Source organism: Pseudoalteromonas sp. NZS100, from assembly GCF_015864815.1.
GTDB lineage: Bacteria > Pseudomonadota > Gammaproteobacteria > Enterobacterales > Alteromonadaceae > Pseudoalteromonas > Pseudoalteromonas distincta.
On sequence record NZ_JADYWM010000007.1, the window covers coordinates 1 to 18592 of the forward strand.

The window sequence follows — 18592 nt, forward strand, 5'->3', positions numbered from 1 at the left end:
AAAGTTTTCTGGCGAATTCAATTATACCTTATCTTCATGCTGTTTGTTTTTCATACCACAAAGATCAACACGCCCTAGTTAATGGCTTTGTTATCGTTATTTTTTGCCAATCGTTTTAATTTGTTTAGGCGCTGTAGAGCAACCCATAAAATTAAACAATTAAGGAAGAAAATATGAAACACTTATTACCTCTATTATTAGTATTAACCATAACAGTAATTACATTAAGCCTTATCAACAGCAACGAGTGTATAGAAATAGGTAACGCATCTATTGCCAGTATTTCATTTGGCACATGTGATTTAGCTAACTCTCAATCAAACATATCACCACTTTTAGCTTTCTTTTGGTTAGCCATGAGCGTTTGCTTCGCAATAACATTACCTAAATCAACTATTGCAAATAAGTATAAAATTGCCTTATTTGTACTTGGTTTACCACTAACTATTTTTGTTTATTTAATTGCCTATATATCTAAAAATATACGCCAAGCAACTCATTCTTCTAAGTAAACCTATATGAGCAAGTCACACTTGCTCATCCTTTCTTAATTAAATACAAGTGAAAATCAATCCCTACCCGCTTTTGCTTCGTAAAGCTTTAGAGTTTAAAAACCTGAGCAAACCTATGAGCAAACGCATTTTATATTGGCTACAAAACGATTTACGAATAGACGACAACCCTATTTTAAGCGAACTTGCTACTGAGCAATGCGCGCTTGATATTGTATTTGTTATAAACCCGCACTGGTTTAAAAATAATAACTATCAACAAAAGCCATATGGCGTGCACAAACAGCAGTTTTTAATGCAATGCTTGTACGAACTACAACAAGCACTTATTGAGCGCGGGCAAACCCTGCATGTGCTTGAAGGCGAACCTGTATCGCTTTTGAAAGCGCGTATTAATGAGAAAAATATAGATAAAGTTGTATACAGCGAGCAATTTGGCCTGTACGAGCAACGCCAAATAAACTTACTCAAAGCACATTGTCCCAATGTACAGTTTACAGGGTCGCAGCAAGACACGCTCTTTAAACAAAGTGACCTACCCTTTGATTTAAACGAATTACCTAAACACTTTACCCCGTTTCGTAAAAAGGTAGAGGCCACTAATAACCCTATTATACCTTCTACTTTACCAAACGGTTTGCTCCCTCAACCAATAACCTTGTGCGCTAAAAAACCTTTAGAGCGTATAGCAAATAATGGTGTAATGCATGGCGGGTTTAAAAGTGCGCAAGCACATTTAAGGCAGTACTTTGCAGGCGCAATGCCTAGCGTTTATAAAACGACTCGCAACGAGCTTGATGGCTTTAACAACACGACCAAATTTAGTACTTGGCTTGCATTTGGCTGTTTAAGTGCAAAACAAGTGTATAAAGCCGTGGAGGATTACGAGCAAAGCAACACGGTAAACGAGTCTACTTACTGGATTAAATTTGAATTGCTATGGCGAGAATATTTTAAATGGCATGCACTTAAGGCCGGTAAAAGCCTGTTTAGCTTTAAAGGTCAAAAGCAAACAAAACCCCTTACTACATTTATGCCAAGCCGATTTGCTACGTGGTGTAATGGCTCAACACCCTACCCATTAGTCAATGCCATTATGAACGAGCTAAACGCTACGGGTTATATATCAAATAGAGCAAGGCAAATTGCAGCAAGCTGCTTAGTAAACGAGCTTGACCTTGATTGGCGATACGGCGCAGCCTATTTTGAGCAGCAGTTGATTGATTACGACGTAGCGGCTAACTGGGGCAACTGGCAGTACATAGCCGGTGTAGGGGTTGACCCGCGGGGCGGCCGCCACTTTAATATACAAAAGCAAACGGCGCAGTTTGATCCAAATGGTACTTATACCAATAAATGGCAAGGGCACAATAATAAAACAGAGCAGCTTGATCACTTAAACGAGGTAGATTGGCCTATTTAAGCCAATTTACCTCCAGCAGATTATATTTAAAACAGCTCAGCAATACCTATATTAATAGCGTAACCACCCAAGGTTAAAAACAAAAATAAACAGCCTGCTAATAACAGCGGTTTTATACCCGCTTGGCGAATAGCGCCAACATGTGTGCGTAAACCTAAAGCCACCATCGCAATGGTGAGTAATATATTATCAAACCAAACAACTGCGCTTGTAGCCACTTGAGGAATAATAGAGAGTGAATGCACACCACTTGCCACAATAAATAACACAGCAAACCAAGGGATTGTAATACCCGCTTTTTGCTTGCCGCCATGCACGTTATTGTTTGTTTTAGCATGCTTTTTACTTTGCCAAAACGATAAGCCCACTAAAAATGGCGCAAGCATCATCACCCTTAGCATTTTTTCTATAACGGCGGTATCTGCAGCATTGGCGCTTACAGCTGTGCCCGCTGCAACCACTTGCGCTACTTCATGAATAGTTGAGCCTACAAAAATACCGTAAGCGTGCTCGCTCAATCCCATGTAATCAAACATAATTGGGTAGGCGAACATGCTTAACGTGCCAAACACCACCACCGTTGCCACCGCTACCGATACTTTATGCGCCTGCGCTTTTATAACTGGCTCAGTTGCCATAACCGCAGCGGCACCACAAATAGAACTACCCGCGCCAATTAATATGGTTGTTTGTTCATCAAGCTTAAATACGCGCTTACCTAGCTGCACTGCCAAAATAAATGTGCCTAACAGCATTACAACATCGGTTAATAAGCCTTCCCAGCCTACGCCCGCTACTTGCGCAAAGGTAATTCTAAACCCAAACAACACAACCCCCGCTTTAAGCAATATACTTTTAGCGTAATCAACACCTATATCGGTTTGCGTAGCAATGCGCGAAAACACACTGTTACCCACAATAATGCCAAGCACAATACCAATCGTTAAAGAGCTAAACTGGGCACTTTGCATTACGGGTAACTTACTTAATGCAACAGATGCTCCCGCCAAAACAACCACCAGCAGCATACCTAACCACCAGCGCGTATCGCCATATTGCTTAGTATTAATACCCAAATTTTTAATAGCGCTAAGCATAATATTCTCTCAATTGAACAACGTTAAACTGTTGACTTCATTTTAAGAAAGCGCAAAATATAACTCCAATACATTAAAATCATGATTTGATAACTTAAAGTTATGTAATTTGAGAGACACAATGAACTTGCATGCACTTAGGGTGTTTTATACGGTAGCAAAGCTTGGCAGTTTTTCAGGCGCAGCCGAGGCGCTTTTTATAAGCCAACCCGCTGTATCTAAAGCGCTAAAAGAGCTTGAGCACCAATTAAATATTCAACTTATAGAGCGTGCATCTAAAGGCAAAAAACTTACCTTAAGCGAGGGTGGCCAAGCCTTGTATGATCATGCACGTAGCATTTTTGCCATTGAAAAAGCCGCCATTGAAGATATTAAATCACGCACAGGGCTTAAGCGCGGCACACTCGTTATAGGCACCAGTACAACCATTGCCAGCTATTGGCTACCGCCCTATTTAGCCAATTTTTGCGCACAATACCCCCATATAAAAGTAGAAGTACAAGTTGCTAATACCGCGCAAATTGAGCACGCTCTACTTGAATGCACTATCGATTTAGCACTGGTTGAGGGCACACCTACCGAGCCGCATATTATAAGTAAGCACTGGCAAAACGATTTGATGAGTGTTGTTATACCGAGTAACTTTAAGCCCACGAAAGACTTAAAAGCATGGTTAAACAAACAGTTTTGGCTACTGCGCGAGCCGGGCTCGGGCACTTTAGAAATGTCGGTAAAGTTATTAGCCCAACATGGTGTAATAGCAGAGCGCAGTATGCAATTGGGCAGCAATGAAGCCATAGCAAGGGCTGTTGCTCAAGGTATGGGGGTCGCTTTATTGCCAAATGTAGTTACTGAGGATTTAGTGCAGCTAGGCAAATTAACACGCCTGAGCCAAAAAAATAACGAGCAACTCTCTCGGCCACTTTATCAACTGCATTATAAAGACAGACCGTCTTCACATGCTGCGCAAGCATTCGAAAAAAGCCTGTTTAGTGAATAATGCTCGCAATCTGTAAGTAGTAAGGCACCAGTAGCAAATTTACATAAAGTTTAATCTTTGAAGTCAAAATTTGAGCCCTTTAGTCTTTCTAATGCCTATTAGCTAAGTTAAAACTCACTTGTGTTACGTGATACACCTTTCATGCTTTACTATTAAATTAAAATAATTTTTGAACATGTGTTCAGAGCTGGTATCCCTTAAATCCACATCAAAATAGTAGCCGTCTTCTAAAACTTTCAAACTCTCTAAATCATTGCAAATGCGCTCAAGAATCAAATGTTTATATTTTGGAGTTATATTTTTAATTTCATCAAGAGTGAGCCCTTCGGCATCAAAATTCACAACGACTCTTAAACTGGTACCTGAATAACCATGCCTTACAAAACTAATTCGGCTATCAATGGATGAAAAAAAGGTGCTGAAGTGATTTTTATCTTCCTCGTATTTCCATTGAGAAGCATCCCCCCAAATCAACACAAAAATAGCACCAAAAACAGCTGCAGCTACATACAATTTGTTGGCATTTATCATAAACCACAATTGAACTTTTTCAGTTCGCATTAATTTCATAAGTCACATAACTTTTATGTAAAAGACTAAATCAGTCGGATAAAATAAAAGACTAATAATCAAAACCAAAGTCTTGCTCATTCACATGTGTAGGTAATATAACTAGAGTTAAGAAAAATACCTTGATGCTACACCAATGCCGATAAGTAAAATAATTAATAAAACCCAATACCTTTTTGAACCATCTAAATTTTCACCGCAGACTGGGCAAGATGATGACGCGATTGGAGTCCCGTTAATATTTGTCGTTTTAACAATTGGGGAGGTAATTCCTGATTTACACTTTTTGCACTTCATAAATATCCATATTAATTATAAATAAAATCGCGGGTTGATGCTCACAAAACGCTTACTTAATTGACGTTAAATGACAGGCTATAATTAGCAACAAATCACAGAAAACCAACCTTTATACATCCTTTTAATTGAATTGCCATAGCATAAGAATAGACCTTACAACCCCTGAGTTAGATCTTGCGCTAACGTACCCGTTGGCTTTTCAATTACGCGCACTAACTCTTTGCCATTTTGTTTAACAATAAACGTTGGCGTGTATTGTAAGTCGTGAGCCTGTGCAATGCCTGCATCGTCTTGCTTGTTGTAACCTACGGCCACATAGTCAATACTGGCAAGTGTAACTTTAGATTCATCTAGCAACTTAATAAGCTTTGGCACTTCGCGCTCGCTGTCATGGCACCACGTTCCAAATAATACAATAAGCTCTTTGCCTTCTAGTTTTTGCATTAGGGCTATATCTTGTGCTGTTGGTGTATACGCCTTGTATTGTTCGTTAAATTTGTCGTAGTCGCTTAACAGTGCTTGCGTACTTATCTCGCCCGAAAATGGCGCCGTAGCAGCGCAGCTTACAAGCGGCATACTTAAAGCGCACAGTAAAATTAATTGTTTAAACATAAGGTTGCTCTTAATTTAGGTATTAATTTAGGTATCAAACGACTATACCCAATATTGAGTGTGGAGTGAACAGCTCTCAGGCGTTACTTTTTATCCATAAAAAAGTTTACTTGCGATAAGTTAGTTAAATATTCTCGCCTTACGTCTTTATTCTCAGCTAGCTTATCTAAATCACCAATTAAGGTTACAAGCTTAGTATGCGAGTGGCGGTTCGTTTCTATAAAATCGTCTTGCTTGTCATCACTCTCATCATTCTCATCGCGCTCTTTTTTATGCATAGAGTAGCTGTTTTCGTTTTCTTCGAGCCAAATATCGTCAATTAAGCGAATGTCACTTTTGCTAATGGTTTGTTCTTGCATCGCCATTTGCAGCTCGTATTGATTAGTTTGCGGATTAAACTCAAACATTTTTGTATCAACATCAACCTCGTGTGACTGATCAAGCCCCACAAGTTCTTTATTTTTAACGGCGGTACCTACGTTATAACTCTCTTCTTTGTCGTAATAATCAGGGCGACTGTATTGATAATCAAAATGGCTACTTACATTTTTACTTTGCGTTACACCGCTAAGATCCCCTAATTGGGCTTGTTCAGTTACTTGGCTTAGCTCAATGGTACTTTTAGGTTGATAGTCGCCATTATCCAGTACATAAGAAAACGTGGCATCAAAATCAGCGAGCTTAGAAATACCCGCTCCTAATGTATTTGGCGCCTTATTATTAAGCCCTTGGTAACGGGCATCGTTTGTAATCATGTTATTAACTAAATCGGCAACCATGGCGCGCCCGTCATTAAATTGCTGATCTGCAAGTGACTCCAAATTGCTATAACGCTCAGCCGCCGACGACATACTCGTAAAAGCACTTTTAAACAGCGAGAAACCTTGCTGCATTGCATCATCGCCTTTGCGCCCAAATGCCGAGTCTTTACTATCCTCGGTACTGTTTACTCGGCTATCTTCTAAGCTTTGATCAAGCGACGCTAAATACTGCTGCATTTGCTGCGTGTCTTTAGCGCCAATGGTTGACATATCGAGTGCAAAATCAATGTCGTTTTTCCCACTCTCGGCTTTAAACACAAGTGCTTGCTGGTTTGATGCTTCATCAATGGAGTAACTTAAATCAAGTGTACTCTCACCAGAATCAAGCGCATCATTTTGCGTTGTTGAAAACGACACATTAAAACCCGCTAGCTGCTGACTATTAAAGCCTGCTAAAAAGTCTAAGCTCATGTCTGATTGATTTGACAGAGTAATAGGGTTAAATGAGTTTTCGCTTACTTTAAAATACTCATCGGCCATTTCACCAACACCCGACATAACCTGCGTTAAAGCCGTATGTTCAGCCTCAGATAAATTGCCATTAACTTCGTAACTTATACCAAAGCCATCTATCGCTTCACCTGTTTCTTCGTCATAACCTTGCGATGAGTTAAAGGTAATGTTTATAACATCACCCTCTTTAGTTTTTACCGAGAGCTCAAACAGGTAGTTATCGTCATCCTCGTATTTTGCGCGATTAAGGCTTTCCATGTATGGATTAAGTGAGCGCTCTACACGTTGCTGGCTTGAGGCTAAAAACGTTTTTTGCTCATGCCCAAGCTGACCTAAACTCGATAAAATATCGCTGGTATTAGCATAAGCACCCCGAATATTTTTAACCGACGTATTTAATCGCTCAATTAATTGGGTGCTATTTTCGTTTTTTAATAACCCCTCATGCTGAGAGCTTATTACGGTGCGCAGGGCGAGTTCTTCATCGGAGAGTTTATAGTTAAGCATGCTGGGCGTGCTTGAAATAGTAAATAACGAGGTAAGTTGCTGCTTTAAAACGTCCTCTACCTTTTGATTACTGGCTAGTGCTTCATCAAGAGTTTCATTATTTAACTGGTTTAATAACCCATCGGTTATTTTTGACTCGTTAGTTTGTAAATCATTAATAGCTTGAAGGTCGCTGCTGGTGTGTAGCGAAGGACTCACAGAGGCTTGGTTAGCGTTATTAACTGATTGGGCAAGTAAAGTGCTTAAATTAGACTGGCTGCCAAGTGCATTATTAACCATGATTATCCTTAATCGCTAAGCCCTATTAAGTAATTTATCGGACGCAGCATTAAAAGCTTTAGCTTAAGGAGACGTTTTTTACCTATTATTTATACAAACAACCCATTAATAAATTAAATAAGCATAAATCTAAATCGAATAAGCGCAGCGCCATGCGACAATTCACCAATTCACCAATTCACCACTCTATTTATCTACTACCCAGCTGAGTCTTAAGCGCTATTCTGCTCGCTCATTACTCTTCATTTGTTTCTTTTATTCTTTGTACTAAAAAGTCGACCGCCGCCTTTACCTTTGGTACTAAATAGCGCTGCTTTTGATACAACAAATAAACCGCCATAGTCGCATTTTGGCTTATCGCTAATTCATGCTCAAACTTAAGCTCTTGCAACTGGCCAGACTCAAGGTATGAGTCGAGCGCCCACCGAGTTGACATTAAAATGCCCTCGCCATTACACGCTTTTTTAGCCAGCCACGATCCGTTATTTGAAATAGCGACCGCAGGCCCAGAAACGTCGTGCCATTGCTCATCCACTTTACATAACCACGGCGTTGGCCCCGCTGGCGTTTTAAAATAAAGGCCACTGTGGCCCTTTAATTCCATAACATTAGTGGGCACACCGTATTTTTGTAAATAGCAGGGTGACGCAACAGGAATAAAGCCGTTATCCATTAGTTTTATTGCTAGCACGCGCTCATTTGGCGCATAGCCACCGCGAATAGCAATATCAACATCGTCACGCCCAAGTGTCGACAGCTCATCACTTAAGCTAACATCTAATATAATTTCAGGGTATAGCGCGCTAAATTCATCAAGCAGAGGCAGTAATATTTTGTCACCAAAACTCACCATTGAGCTTATGCATAATCGCCCCATTGGTGTTGTTTGATAACTGCGTACAGTTTCGTGGCTTTGCTCTAGCTGATTTAATATTTGCTGAACATCGTTATAGTAAATTTGCCCAACTTCGGTCAATTTAACTATGCGGGTCGAGCGCTTTAAAAGCGTCGCACCTAGGCTTTTTTCTAAATCAGCAACTCGCCTCGACAACGACGAAGGCGGCACACCAAAAGCTTTGGCGGCTTTGGTAAAACTGCCCGTTTCAACCACTTTGATAAAATACCGTATGGCTTTTAGTTGATCCAAGTTGCCTCTCCATTAAATAAAATGCTTTATTGTCTTAAAGACAAAAGTGATTCGCATTTTCCCCTATATATAAGCAAATTAAAACAAGTAATAATGTACTCAACCTAAAGACAGGGACTTAAATTGCATTTTTTGGCAATGAGTATCTTCACGTTAATAATGGAAAGCTGACTTATGATTACTTTGCACGGTTTTGCTGCTAGTAACTATTACAACCTAGTTAAACATGTACTTTTACACAAACAACTGCCATTTAAAGAACACCTTGTTTACGGCGGTAGTGAAGAGTTACTAGCAATCAGCCCTGCAGGCAAAGTGCCTGCAATCACAACAGCTAATGGCCTTAATATTTCTGAGTCGAGTGTTATTTGCGACTTTATTGAAGAGTCGTACCCACAAACCCCGCTATATCCTACAGATGCAGGTGAGCGCGCAGTTGTACGTCAAATTATGAAAATGGCAGAGCTTTATTTTGAACTGCCAAGCAGACGGTTCATCCCTTATGTATTTTCAGGCGCTGAAGTAACCGACACAACTAAAGCCGAAGTACGCCAAGTATTAACGCGTGGCGTAACCGCTTTGAGTAGCGTGTGTAAGTTTTCACCTTGGATTGCAGGCGAGCAATTCACAATGGCAGACATTTACGTTTATTACGTAAACACCATAGTTAGCGCATTTGGCTCAAGCCAGCTTGATTGGGATGTACTAGCACAAGTACCCGGCATGAAAGAGTGGAACGAATCAATGAGCCAATTAGCCATTGCCCAAAGCATAGAGGCCGATCGGCAATCAAATATGGCTGAATTTATGCAAAAAGTGAAAGCGCAAATTCAAGCAGCAAACGCTAAATAACGCATAGCTATAAAAATATCTATTCTAAATTTCAATTACTAACTCAGTATCGCCAATACAATAATGTTATTGGCTTAACAAATTTAATTCTTTGCAGGAGACACCTATGACAGATAAAAATATCCAACTTACTTCAACTATCAGCGAAGACAATAAACTAACACTTGCCTTAAAAAACATCGAGATGCCAAAGCCAAATGCCGATGAAGTGGTTATTCGTATTGAAGCTGCACCATTAAACCCATCAGACTTAGGCGTTTTATTCAGCGCAGCTGATATGTCTACTGCAAAACAATCGGGTACTGATGAAGACCCAGTAATTACTGCCGATGTTCCAGCTCAATTTATGCCATCACTTAAAACCCGTGTTGGAAAAGCAACCCCCGTAGGTAATGAAGGCGCAGGCACCGTAGTAGCTGCGGGGTCATCACCTGCTGCACAAGCATTAATGGGTAAAACCGTTGCAGTAATTGGCGGCGGTACGTATCGTCAATTTATATGTGCCAATGTACAAAGTTGTCTAGAGCTAAAAGAAGGGACTACTGCAAAAGAAGGTGCATCATCTTTTGTTAACCCACTTACCGCACTAGCAATGGTAGAAACCATGCGCGCTGAAGGCCATAAAGCTATTATTCACGCCGCAGCGGCTTCTAACCTTGGCCAAATGCTAAACCGTATTTGTATTGCCGATGGCGTTGATTTAATTAATATTGTTCGCAAACCAGAACAAGAAAAATTACTGCGCGATATGGGTGCAAAATATATTGTTAACTCAAGCAGCGACACTTTTCTTGCTGACCTAACAGCTGCAATAATCGAAACCGGTGCAACTATAGCGTTCGACCCTATTGGTGGCGGCCAACTAACAAGTGACATTCTTAACTGTATGGAAGTTGCAGCTGCGCGCGATATGAAAGAGCACACAATTTATGGCTCTGATACATTTAAACAAGTGTACATTTACGGCGCACTAGACCGCGGCCCTATTACATTAAACCGTAACTTTGGCTTTGCTTGGGCTGTAAACGGGTTCTTGTTATTTAATGCTTTAGGTAAATTAGGCACAGATACAGTAATGAAAATGCGCAAACGCGTTGCTGATGAAATCACCACTACATTTGCGAGCAATTACACGCACGAAGTGTCATTAGCTGAGGTATTACATTTACAGTCAATTGCCGCTTATTCTAAACAAGCTACCGGCGAGAAGTACTTAATTAAACCTCAAGCTTAATTAAATATTCTTCGTTAAAAATTAAAAACCACAGCGCTTAGCACTGTGGTTGTACAATTTAAAAGCAGATGCTAATTAGGTATCTGCTTTTTTGTCGTAATAAAAAAACTACTTTGTAACTACTTAAAGTCCAAGATTTAAGATAACGTCTAGATTGCCTTTCATTCGCTATCAATATTGAGTGATGAAGATCTTACTGATGATTACTGCCCAATTGGGTAACTGACTATTGTTTGATAGTCGGCTAATGCCATCATCTGGTTACCCTTTAATCCATGAAATGGGAATTCTGCAAACTCGTAACCCCTTGAGTTTAAATCTAGACATATTTTCCTATCGGTTAACATTAGTTTCCGTGCATGAGCTGGATATATACCTTCATTTTTCTTAGTTACCATAAATGCGATTGGAAAAAAGCTTAATAAACTGACAGTAGAAATATTTCCATTGTTATAAAACCCAACACACTTCGCGCTTAAATGTTTATTATAAGGGTAATACCAATAATATATATCGTGAGTGTCATCAATAGCGCTATCTTCACCAAGAACAAAATTTTTTAGTGGCTGAAAATAAGGCGAATACTGTGGCTCATCTTTACATTCTTTAACCGAAGTTGCGGCCAGAACATGACCAATCATTGCCCTTGAAAACTTTTTAGCATCAATATTTGTATTGATAAGTGTGTATGGGCTGCCACTATGAAAGAAATAATCCTTTATTTGCAATGTTAGAGATTTACAGACCCTAGCAACTTCATCATCGTTACCACCTAGGTGAGTATTATTACAATTATGACAAATAGTTTTGAACTTACTACCATTTGGTGAATGTACGCCTTTAACTCTTGATGCTTCAACCTCCATCAACTCTGTAATATGACGCTGCTCAACCTTAGTTATTGTTATCGCACCTTTTGGAGGTACATGGTCTTGAGAAAGCCGGCCGTAAATACCGCAAATCAAGCAAAACCCAGCTTGAATTTTTGTATGCTCAAATCGCTTTGATATGCTCTTACTATAGCTTCCCATATTTAACGTCCTTGTGTAATGAGTTAATAATTTCTTGAGTTGGTTTTAACAAATTATGTAAGAGATCGCTAATACTAAGTTTGTTAATTAACTCTGTAAAAATTGGAGGGAATAAAAAGCGTGCTTCGTTAGTTTTATTTGAACACGAAAACAAAAAGATCCTCTTTGATCAAACTACTCAATAATTGTACTAAATAATGCAATTAGTCATAAATCTGTAACTTTGATCCGCGATAATCTCTATCCGATAAATGAATAGACTCAAGAAGATTAAGTAAGATGAGTACACCCTTAGTGCAACTAACATTTGCACTGCAATCATTTGATGATTCTATGTCTGCGGCGATGAGCCACGCTATGGAATATGAAAAGCTATCGCTAAAAGCCAATGCTGCGCATAACATTACGCTGCAGTGTGTGTTGCCTGATGGCGCAAATGAGAGCGATGTTATTTCACTAAGTGCAACGCAGCCCAGTGCGCGTGGGGCGCAGTATTTTACTGAAAAAACGCTGAGCAATGCAGACCTTGAATCTGGTACTGTAAATCTTACTTTAAGTAACATTACACAAAGCCAGTGTTTTGTAGTGCAAATGATGCTGCACGGAAAAAACACGACCTTAAAAGAAAGCCAGCAACTCGATGTGTACATTAAAGCATTTGAGCAAGGCTATATTCCTGAGCAAATAAAAACTGAACATACCAAGTCACAGGGCGTTCGTAGCTACTTTGCGAGTATGGGTTCTACGTTTTTATCGCTGTTTTAATGCTGGCTGCACTTAAATTACGCGACTTATAAGTTATTAGTCTGCAAAACTTACTTTACCCATAGTAACTCCCGCAATACCTTGTGCGGTGTTACTTAGGTGTTGCTGCTCTCCGGCTAGGCATTCGTTTGCTAAAATAGCAAATAACACAGCCTCTTTTGCGTCGGGGTTTATACCTAAATCATCAGTATTTTTAAAAGCCTTAATACGTGGGCAAAGCGTTGTAAGTTGCGCGATTAGTAATGGGTTATGAATACCCCCACCACTTGCATACACCACACAATTTTGTTCGCGCTCTGCACACTCGTTTAATGCATTTGCTATAGTGGTTGCTGTAAAGATATTTAAGGTGGCCATTACATCTTCATGGCTTAAGTGCTGTGTATTTGTAAGCTGCTGTGCAGCGTTTAAATACGCTAAGTTAAATACCTCAGGCCCTGTGGTTTTAGGCATTGGAAGTTTAAAAAATGCGTTATTACATAATGCATTTAATAATGATGTATTTACCTTGCCTGCTTTTGCTATTTTTGCGCCATCGTCATAATGCATATCTTTAAAATGTTGCTGTATGTAGGCATCCATAATGGTATTACCTGGGCCAATGTCGGAGCTAAACACACCGTTTGCATCACCATTTTTGGGTAAAAACGTTAAGTTAGCTATGCCGCCCATATTTAGCAAAATCCGACTCTCAGCAGCGCTCGAAAAATACAAATAATCGCCATACACAGCAAGTGGTGCGCCCTCGCCTCCTGCGGCTATGTGTTTTTGCCTAAAATCACCAATGGTTGTAATACCCGTAGTAACGGCTATTTGGTCGCTATCGCCAATTTGTAAGGTGCCATTAGTAAAGCTTTTGTGGTTATGCTGCGACTGCGGGCAGTGGTAAATGGTTTGCCCGTGACTTGCTATTACATCAATACTTGCTGGGTTTATATTCCACTTAGCTAAGCACTGATTAACCATATTGCCATGGAGTTTACCTACCCACGGGTGCAGTAAAGTTACAAGCTCTAAATCACACTCTCTTTTGGCAAATACCTGCTTTATTTTAGTTTTATAATCGTCGTTGTAGTCAACGGTGGTAAAATTTAAAACCTCAATGTGTGTATTTAAGCCTGCGCCCGTTACTTTACACAGTGCAACATCAAGCCCGTCCAACGAGGTGCCGCTCATTAAACCAATAATTAAACGGCTTGGTTTTAGGGCGCTGTTATAAAGCGCTTTAATGTGAGGGTGCATAGTGGCATCTAAAATAGGTGTAATATTTTGCTTATATTAGAGGACTTTAAAACAAAGTAATAGCCGTAAAGCGTTTAATTTAGGTTCTGATTGTTTAACTCTTAAATGATTGTTAAGTTAGTGTGCATACTAAAAATTTATGAAAAAATATGATCACCCTCAGAGAGTTTAAAGCCCAAGACGCGCCTTTTATTATTAACACCTTAAATGATGAACAGGTAACGCGTTATTTATCGTCAAAAATTCCGTTTCCGTATACGCAAGCCGATGCAAACTGGTGGATAAGCCAAGGCTCAAAAAACGGCATTATTAAGGCCATTGTTGTAAATGGGCAATTTGCGGGCTGTATTGGTATAACTCCCGGCGAATTTGAATACAACCGCAGTGGCGAAATTGGTTATTGGCTTAATAAAGCTTATTGGGGGCAAGGTATTATTACTCGCGCTATTGAACTTATATGCAGTGAAGCGTTTGCAAGCTCACACTTAAACAGAATTTTTGGTGCCGTGTTTGCTGGTAACACCGGCTCTATGAAAGCACTTACTAAGAGCGGCTTTGAGCAAGAGGCTGTGCTTAAACAGGCCATTTATAAAAACGGGGTATTTTACAACAATCATATATTTAGTAAGCTCAAAGCAGACTAATTACTCTAATTAAATCTGCGCAAAGGTTGAATTATCAACCACCCGCCCAAAACTCCTTTATTAAGGTACGCATTGTACATATTCATACTGCTTAGCCGCGCATTATTGTTTAGCTGAACACGATTTTTAAAGCGTAAACATTCGGTAAGTAGTTTATTTATATTAATAGGAGATCTTTTATGTCTACGACTAGTCGCCAACTTACTCTTGAATCACGCCCTAATGGTGCTCCAACAGATGAAAACTTTAAATTAAAAACGGTAGAGCTTCCGGCTTTAAAAGACGGTGAAGTTTTACTACGCACTATTTACCTATCGCTAGACCCGTATATGCGTGGTCGTATGAGCGATGCTAAGTCGTACGCTGACCCAGTTAATATTGGCGATGTAATGGTTGGCGCAACAGTGTGCCAAGTAGAAGAGTCTAAAAACGATAAGTTTAGCGAAGGTGAATGGGTACTTGCCTACACAGGTTGGCAAGACTACGCCATTACCGACGGCGAAGGCTTAATGCAGTTAGGTAAAGAGCCTGCAAACCCTTCATACGCATTAGGTATTATGGGTATGCCTGGCTTTACTGCTTACATGGGTTTACTTGATATTGGCCAGCCTAAAGAAGGCGAAACCGTAGTTGTTGCAGCAGCAACAGGCCCAGTAGGTGCAACGGTTGGTCAAATAGCTAAAATTAAAGGCTGTAAAGTAGTGGGTGTTGCTGGTGGTAGCGAAAAATGTGCACACGCCGTTGAAAAACTAGGGTTTGATGCCTGTATCGATCACAAAGCTGATGACTTTGCGGAGCAGCTAGAAAAAGCCTGCGATAAAGGCATTGATGTTTACTACGAAAATGTGGGCGGAAAAGTATTCGACGCCGTACTACCATTACTAAATACCGCAGCGCGCGTACCACTGTGTGGTTTAGTATCGCAATACAACGCTACTAGCTTGCCAGAAGGGCCAGACCGTTTAGGTATGCTAATGGGTCAATTACTTACTAAGCGTATTAAAATGCAAGGTTTTATCATTTTTGATGATTACGGCGACCGTTATGACGAGTTTGCACAAGACATGCAAAAGTGGCTACAAGACGGAAAAATTCAATACCGTGAGCACATGGTAGAAGGCATCGAAAATACAGTAGACGCGTTCAACGATATGATATGCGGTAAAAACTTTGGTAAAACTGTGGTTAAAATTAATAACCCACTTTAATTTTATACGGCTTGTAAGGCAAAGCCCTTACAAGCCACAAAAGGACTGACATGATTAAACTACACCATTTAAATAAATCCCGTTCTAAACGTATAATTTGGCTTTTAGAAGAGCTAGATGTTGACTACGAAATTGTGGCTTATCAGCGTAATAAAGACACATTCCTAGCACCTGACGAACTAAAGCATATTCATCAACTTGGTAAGTCACCGGTAATTGAAGATGGCGGTTTAATTATTGCTGAATCAGGCGCTATTACCGACTACCTTATTACTAAATACGGCAACGGTAAATTTGCTCCAAAAGTAGATACCGCTGAATATGTTGACTACCAGCAATGGCTGCACTTTGCAGAAAGCTCAGCAATTTTACCGCTTTTACTTAAAATGTTTGTACTAAAAGACGGCGCTAAAACACAGTTTTTAGAAGGCTATGCCGACGCTGAAACAGCCAAAGTAATTAGCTACTTTAACGACCGCCTAGAAGGTAAACGTTATTTAGTGGGCGATACCCTAACGGGCGCTGACTTTATGATGTCGTTTATTGTTGAAATAGTTAAAAACTCAGGTCAATTAGCGCACTTTAAAAACCTTGTTAAATACGACGAGCAATTGCAAAGCCATGAGAAGTTTCATACAGCTAATGAGCTAGAAGCAAAGTACGACTAAACCTTTATATAATATTTTATATAACACTAGGGGCATTTAGCCCCTTTTTTAATACCTGTAAAATATGCCCCGCCAAAGTTACGCTTGTAAACTAAATTAACAATCACCTACCTTATTGCTAATAAAACTTTAATTAATAAGGCATAATGCTGCTATTGTTTAAGTATTTTCACTAATAATACAAGCTGCTCTTGCGCGTATTGACTCACACTTGGGATCAACCATGACCATAAACATGCGTTTAACGACCGGCTTTGGCGTAATTTTATCAATGATGATTATTTTAACCATTATTGGAATTTCGCGCGTTAGCCTTATTAATAATAACATTACCCACATGACCGACGTAAATTCGGTAAAGCAACGTTACGCAATTAACTTCAGAGGCAGCGTACACGACAGAGCAATAGCTGTGCGCGACGTAGTGCTAATTACCGAGCAAAGCAGTTTAAGTACCGTGTTAAATAACATACGAGAGCTAAACGCATTTTACCAAACGTCAAGCCGCGCTATGGCTAAGCTAATGGGTGATATGGATAGTGAAGAGCGCGCTTTAATTAATAAAATAAATCAAATAGAGCAGCGCACTCAGCCTTTCATTCAAGGTGTAATAAACGCTAAAAATGCAGGAAACCTAAACGAAGCTAAACGCATTTTATTAACCGATGCGCGCCCTGCATTTACTCAGTGGCTAAATGTTATAAACCAATTTATAAACCTGCAAGAGCAAGCAAATCAAACCACTACTATTGATACTCTCGATATTGCCAGTTCATTTGAAATTTGGATGATTTCGCTCACCGCGCTTGCAATTTTAATAGGTGCAAGCGTTGCGTATGTTATTAGCCAACTGATCAGAAAGTCAGTAGGTGGCGAACCACAAGAAGCCGCCGAAGTAATTGCCCTTATTGCCCAAGGCGATTTAAGAGGTGATGTACAGTCGTGTTGCCCAAATAGCATGATGGCTTCTGTAGGGGTGATGCAATCTAAATTAAAAGCCATTGTAGATAGCATTATTAACTCATCTGAAGAGCTTTCTACTCACTCTGCAAGCGTAGCGTCTGGCTCGCAGCAAGCACTTAGTGCCGCTGACGCACAAGTAACCTATACAAACTCGGCAGTAAGCAGCTTAGAAGAAATGAGCCGCAGTATAAATGCAGTTGCAGGCTCTGTTAAACAAACAGAAGATAACTCAAAAGTAACTGCACAACTATCGCAGCAAGGTAGTATTGCAGTGCAAAAAGTAGCGGCCGAAATTGAGCAAATTTCAGTAACCGTAAAAGCCACAGTTACCCAAGTAAATGTTTTGCAAGAACATGTAAAACACATTGGCGATATTTTAAGTGTGATCCGCAGTATTTCTGATCAAACAAACTTGCTTGCACTAAATGCGGCAATAGAAGCTGCAAGAGCAGGCGAAACAGGCCGAGGTTTTGCTGTTGTAGCTGACGAGGTAAGGCAACTTGCCCAGCGTACTGGTGATGCAACAGGCGACATTGAAAAGATGATTTTGCAAGTACAAGAAAACACGCAAGCGTCGGTAACAGCTATGGAAACCACAGTACCGCAAGTAGAAAATGGCCTAACGCTTACCCATGAGGCAAACGAGTTACTGCATCAAATACAGCAACAAGCTAACGACTCATTAAGTAACGTGCTTGAAATTGTTGAATCAACATCAAACCAAGTAGCCACCGTGGCGCAAATTAGTACCGGCGTGGAAGAAATTGCCAGTATGTCTAAAGAAACCAGCATGTCGCTTAACAGTAACGCACAAGAAGCTGTTGCATTAGCTGACCTTTCAAACACGCTTAAAAAGTATATTAGCTACTTTAAAGTTTAATTTTTATAGTAAGTAATAAACAAAGGGGCTTTTAAGCCCCTTTGATGTTTATGTACTTTAATAATAGCGGACTATATACCCGCTAAATCGCGCTCGGTAATACACTCGTCTGAGGCCATTTCAAACTCGCGGCAAACTAATGGGCGGTTTTCGTAAATGGAGCACATAAGCGTATTGCGGTCGAGTGCTTGGCACCAACCGTCGTCAGCGCGTTTCATTACTTCGCTGCCCCATTTATCGTATTCAATGTAGTTAAATGGCACGCCGGTGTCGGTTACTATGCGCACTTCTAATTGGCAACAACAGGCTTGGCAGTTAGCACACGTAACAGGCTCTGGGGTAGTAGAAATATTTTCAACGGGAATAACAATATAAGGCATAGTG

The 18592-nt window shown here is 40.1% G+C and carries 18 protein-coding genes; 10 read left to right on the plus strand and 8 right to left on the minus strand.

Translation table 11 applies throughout. The features are described 5' to 3' along the window. Positions 1–173: 173 nt before the first annotated feature. Both I6E69_RS08935 and I6E69_RS08940 read left to right on the plus strand, forming a co-directional pair. Complete coding sequence (locus I6E69_RS08935) at positions 174–512, plus strand: hypothetical protein (RefSeq protein WP_002961307.1); 339 nt, start codon at positions 174–176, stop codon at positions 510–512. A 115-nt stretch (positions 513–627) separates the two neighbouring features. Beyond that, positions 628–1935, plus strand: a complete 1308-nt coding sequence (locus tag I6E69_RS08940) for a DASH family cryptochrome (protein ID WP_197121074.1) — start codon at positions 628–630, stop codon at positions 1933–1935. A 26-nt stretch (positions 1936–1961) separates the two neighbouring features. On the opposite strand, the gene I6E69_RS08945 is transcribed toward I6E69_RS08940, so the two are convergent. Further along, a complete protein-coding gene (locus I6E69_RS08945) occupies positions 1962–3032 on the minus strand; it encodes a YeiH family protein (protein ID WP_197121075.1) in 1071 nt (356 codons plus the stop codon). 121 nt (positions 3033–3153) lie between these two features. Between I6E69_RS08945 and I6E69_RS08950 the strand changes: the two genes are divergently transcribed. Further along, entirely contained in the window at positions 3154–4032 is an 879-nt protein-coding gene (locus I6E69_RS08950) for a LysR family transcriptional regulator (RefSeq protein WP_197121076.1), read from the plus strand. Between the two features lie 123 nt (positions 4033–4155). Here the strand turns inward: I6E69_RS08950 and I6E69_RS08955 are convergent, their stop codons facing one another. The 4 genes from I6E69_RS08955 to I6E69_RS08970 form a co-directional block, all read right to left on the minus strand. Next, entirely contained in the window at positions 4156–4602 is a 447-nt protein-coding gene (locus tag I6E69_RS08955; RefSeq protein WP_182692302.1) for a hypothetical protein, read from the minus strand. Positions 4603–5055: 453 nt separating this feature from the next. Then, positions 5056–5514: a thioredoxin family protein gene (locus I6E69_RS08960; protein ID WP_138490212.1), complete on the minus strand. Its 459-nt coding sequence runs from the start codon at positions 5512–5514 to the stop codon at positions 5056–5058. 83 nt (positions 5515–5597) lie between these two features. After that, a complete protein-coding gene (locus tag I6E69_RS08965; protein ID WP_197121077.1) occupies positions 5598–7574 on the minus strand; it encodes a hypothetical protein in 1977 nt (658 codons plus the stop codon). Positions 7575–7809: 235 nt separating this feature from the next. Continuing rightward, positions 7810–8721, minus strand: coding sequence for a LysR family transcriptional regulator (locus tag I6E69_RS08970; protein WP_197121078.1), 912 nt, complete (start codon positions 8719–8721; stop codon positions 7810–7812). A 174-nt stretch (positions 8722–8895) separates the two neighbouring features. Between I6E69_RS08970 and I6E69_RS08975 the strand changes: the two genes are divergently transcribed. Further along, the gene (locus tag I6E69_RS08975) at positions 8896–9573 is read left to right on the plus strand and encodes a glutathione S-transferase family protein (RefSeq protein ID WP_149603450.1); all 678 of its coding nucleotides are present in this window, start codon (positions 8896–8898) and stop codon (positions 9571–9573) included. Positions 9574–9679: 106 nt separating this feature from the next. Beyond that, positions 9680–10807: a zinc-binding dehydrogenase gene (locus tag I6E69_RS08980; protein ID WP_007583457.1), complete on the plus strand. Its 1128-nt coding sequence runs from the start codon at positions 9680–9682 to the stop codon at positions 10805–10807. A gap of 203 nt (positions 10808–11010) precedes the next feature. On the opposite strand, the gene I6E69_RS08985 is transcribed toward I6E69_RS08980, so the two are convergent. Continuing rightward, complete coding sequence (locus I6E69_RS08985) at positions 11011–11838, minus strand: metal-binding protein (RefSeq protein WP_197121079.1); 828 nt, start codon at positions 11836–11838, stop codon at positions 11011–11013. A gap of 279 nt (positions 11839–12117) precedes the next feature. On the opposite strand from I6E69_RS08985, the gene I6E69_RS08990 reads away from it, so the two are divergent. Next, positions 12118–12603, plus strand: a complete 486-nt coding sequence (locus I6E69_RS08990) for a hypothetical protein (protein ID WP_010554987.1) — start codon at positions 12118–12120, stop codon at positions 12601–12603. Between the two features lie 36 nt (positions 12604–12639). On the opposite strand, the gene I6E69_RS08995 is transcribed toward I6E69_RS08990, so the two are convergent. After that, positions 12640–13845: an anhydro-N-acetylmuramic acid kinase gene (locus I6E69_RS08995; RefSeq protein WP_197121080.1), complete on the minus strand. Its 1206-nt coding sequence runs from the start codon at positions 13843–13845 to the stop codon at positions 12640–12642. 149 nt (positions 13846–13994) lie between these two features. Between I6E69_RS08995 and I6E69_RS09000 the strand changes: the two genes are divergently transcribed. From I6E69_RS09000 to I6E69_RS09015, 4 genes are all read left to right on the plus strand, one after another. Then, positions 13995–14489 (plus strand): GNAT family N-acetyltransferase, encoded by a 495-nt coding sequence (locus I6E69_RS09000; protein ID WP_197121081.1) that lies wholly within the window; start codon positions 13995–13997, stop codon positions 14487–14489. A 179-nt stretch (positions 14490–14668) separates the two neighbouring features. Beyond that, complete coding sequence (locus I6E69_RS09005) at positions 14669–15697, plus strand: NADP-dependent oxidoreductase (RefSeq protein ID WP_197121082.1); 1029 nt, start codon at positions 14669–14671, stop codon at positions 15695–15697. 50 nt (positions 15698–15747) lie between these two features. After that, a complete protein-coding gene (locus tag I6E69_RS09010; protein WP_024597791.1) occupies positions 15748–16365 on the plus strand; it encodes a glutathione S-transferase family protein in 618 nt (205 codons plus the stop codon). 223 nt (positions 16366–16588) lie between these two features. Then, complete coding sequence (locus I6E69_RS09015; protein WP_197121083.1) at positions 16589–18208, plus strand: methyl-accepting chemotaxis protein; 1620 nt, start codon at positions 16589–16591, stop codon at positions 18206–18208. Positions 18209–18279: 71 nt separating this feature from the next. Here the strand turns inward: I6E69_RS09015 and I6E69_RS09020 are convergent, their stop codons facing one another. Beyond that, on the minus strand, positions 18280–18588 hold the full coding sequence (locus I6E69_RS09020) for a YkgJ family cysteine cluster protein (RefSeq protein WP_197121084.1): 309 nt from the start codon (positions 18586–18588) through the stop codon (positions 18280–18282). Positions 18589–18592 lie beyond the last annotated feature (4 nt).

What these genes read in the sequence shown, in the direction of transcription:
- I6E69_RS08940 (WP_197121074.1), top strand. Translation starts at nt 628, where the DNA reads ATGAGCAAACGCATTTTATATTGGCTACAAAACGATTTACGAATAGAC.
- I6E69_RS08965 (WP_197121077.1), bottom strand. Translation starts at nt 7,574, where the DNA reads ATGGTTAATAATGCACTTGGCAGCCAGTCTAATTTAAGCACTTTACTT.
- I6E69_RS09015 (WP_197121083.1), top strand. Translation starts at nt 16,589, where the DNA reads ATGACCATAAACATGCGTTTAACGACCGGCTTTGGCGTAATTTTATCA.
- I6E69_RS09020 (WP_197121084.1), bottom strand. Translation starts at nt 18,588, where the DNA reads ATGCCTTATATTGTTATTCCCGTTGAAAATATTTCTACTACCCCAGAG.
- I6E69_RS08950 (WP_197121076.1), top strand. Translation starts at nt 3,154, where the DNA reads ATGAACTTGCATGCACTTAGGGTGTTTTATACGGTAGCAAAGCTTGGC.
- I6E69_RS08980 (WP_007583457.1), top strand. Translation starts at nt 9,680, where the DNA reads ATGACAGATAAAAATATCCAACTTACTTCAACTATCAGCGAAGACAAT.
- I6E69_RS09005 (WP_197121082.1), top strand. Translation starts at nt 14,669, where the DNA reads ATGTCTACGACTAGTCGCCAACTTACTCTTGAATCACGCCCTAATGGT.
- I6E69_RS08975 (WP_149603450.1), top strand. Translation starts at nt 8,896, where the DNA reads ATGATTACTTTGCACGGTTTTGCTGCTAGTAACTATTACAACCTAGTT.
- I6E69_RS08990 (WP_010554987.1), top strand. Translation starts at nt 12,118, where the DNA reads ATGAGTACACCCTTAGTGCAACTAACATTTGCACTGCAATCATTTGAT.
- I6E69_RS09010 (WP_024597791.1), top strand. Translation starts at nt 15,748, where the DNA reads ATGATTAAACTACACCATTTAAATAAATCCCGTTCTAAACGTATAATT.
- I6E69_RS09000 (WP_197121081.1), top strand. Translation starts at nt 13,995, where the DNA reads ATGATCACCCTCAGAGAGTTTAAAGCCCAAGACGCGCCTTTTATTATT.
- I6E69_RS08945 (WP_197121075.1), bottom strand. Translation starts at nt 3,032, where the DNA reads ATGCTTAGCGCTATTAAAAATTTGGGTATTAATACTAAGCAATATGGC.
- I6E69_RS08960 (WP_138490212.1), bottom strand. Translation starts at nt 5,514, where the DNA reads ATGTTTAAACAATTAATTTTACTGTGCGCTTTAAGTATGCCGCTTGTA.
- I6E69_RS08995 (WP_197121080.1), bottom strand. Translation starts at nt 13,845, where the DNA reads ATGCACCCTCACATTAAAGCGCTTTATAACAGCGCCCTAAAACCAAGC.
- I6E69_RS08955 (WP_182692302.1), bottom strand. Translation starts at nt 4,602, where the DNA reads ATGAAATTAATGCGAACTGAAAAAGTTCAATTGTGGTTTATGATAAAT.
- I6E69_RS08985 (WP_197121079.1), bottom strand. Translation starts at nt 11,838, where the DNA reads ATGGGAAGCTATAGTAAGAGCATATCAAAGCGATTTGAGCATACAAAA.
- I6E69_RS08935 (WP_002961307.1), top strand. Translation starts at nt 174, where the DNA reads ATGAAACACTTATTACCTCTATTATTAGTATTAACCATAACAGTAATT.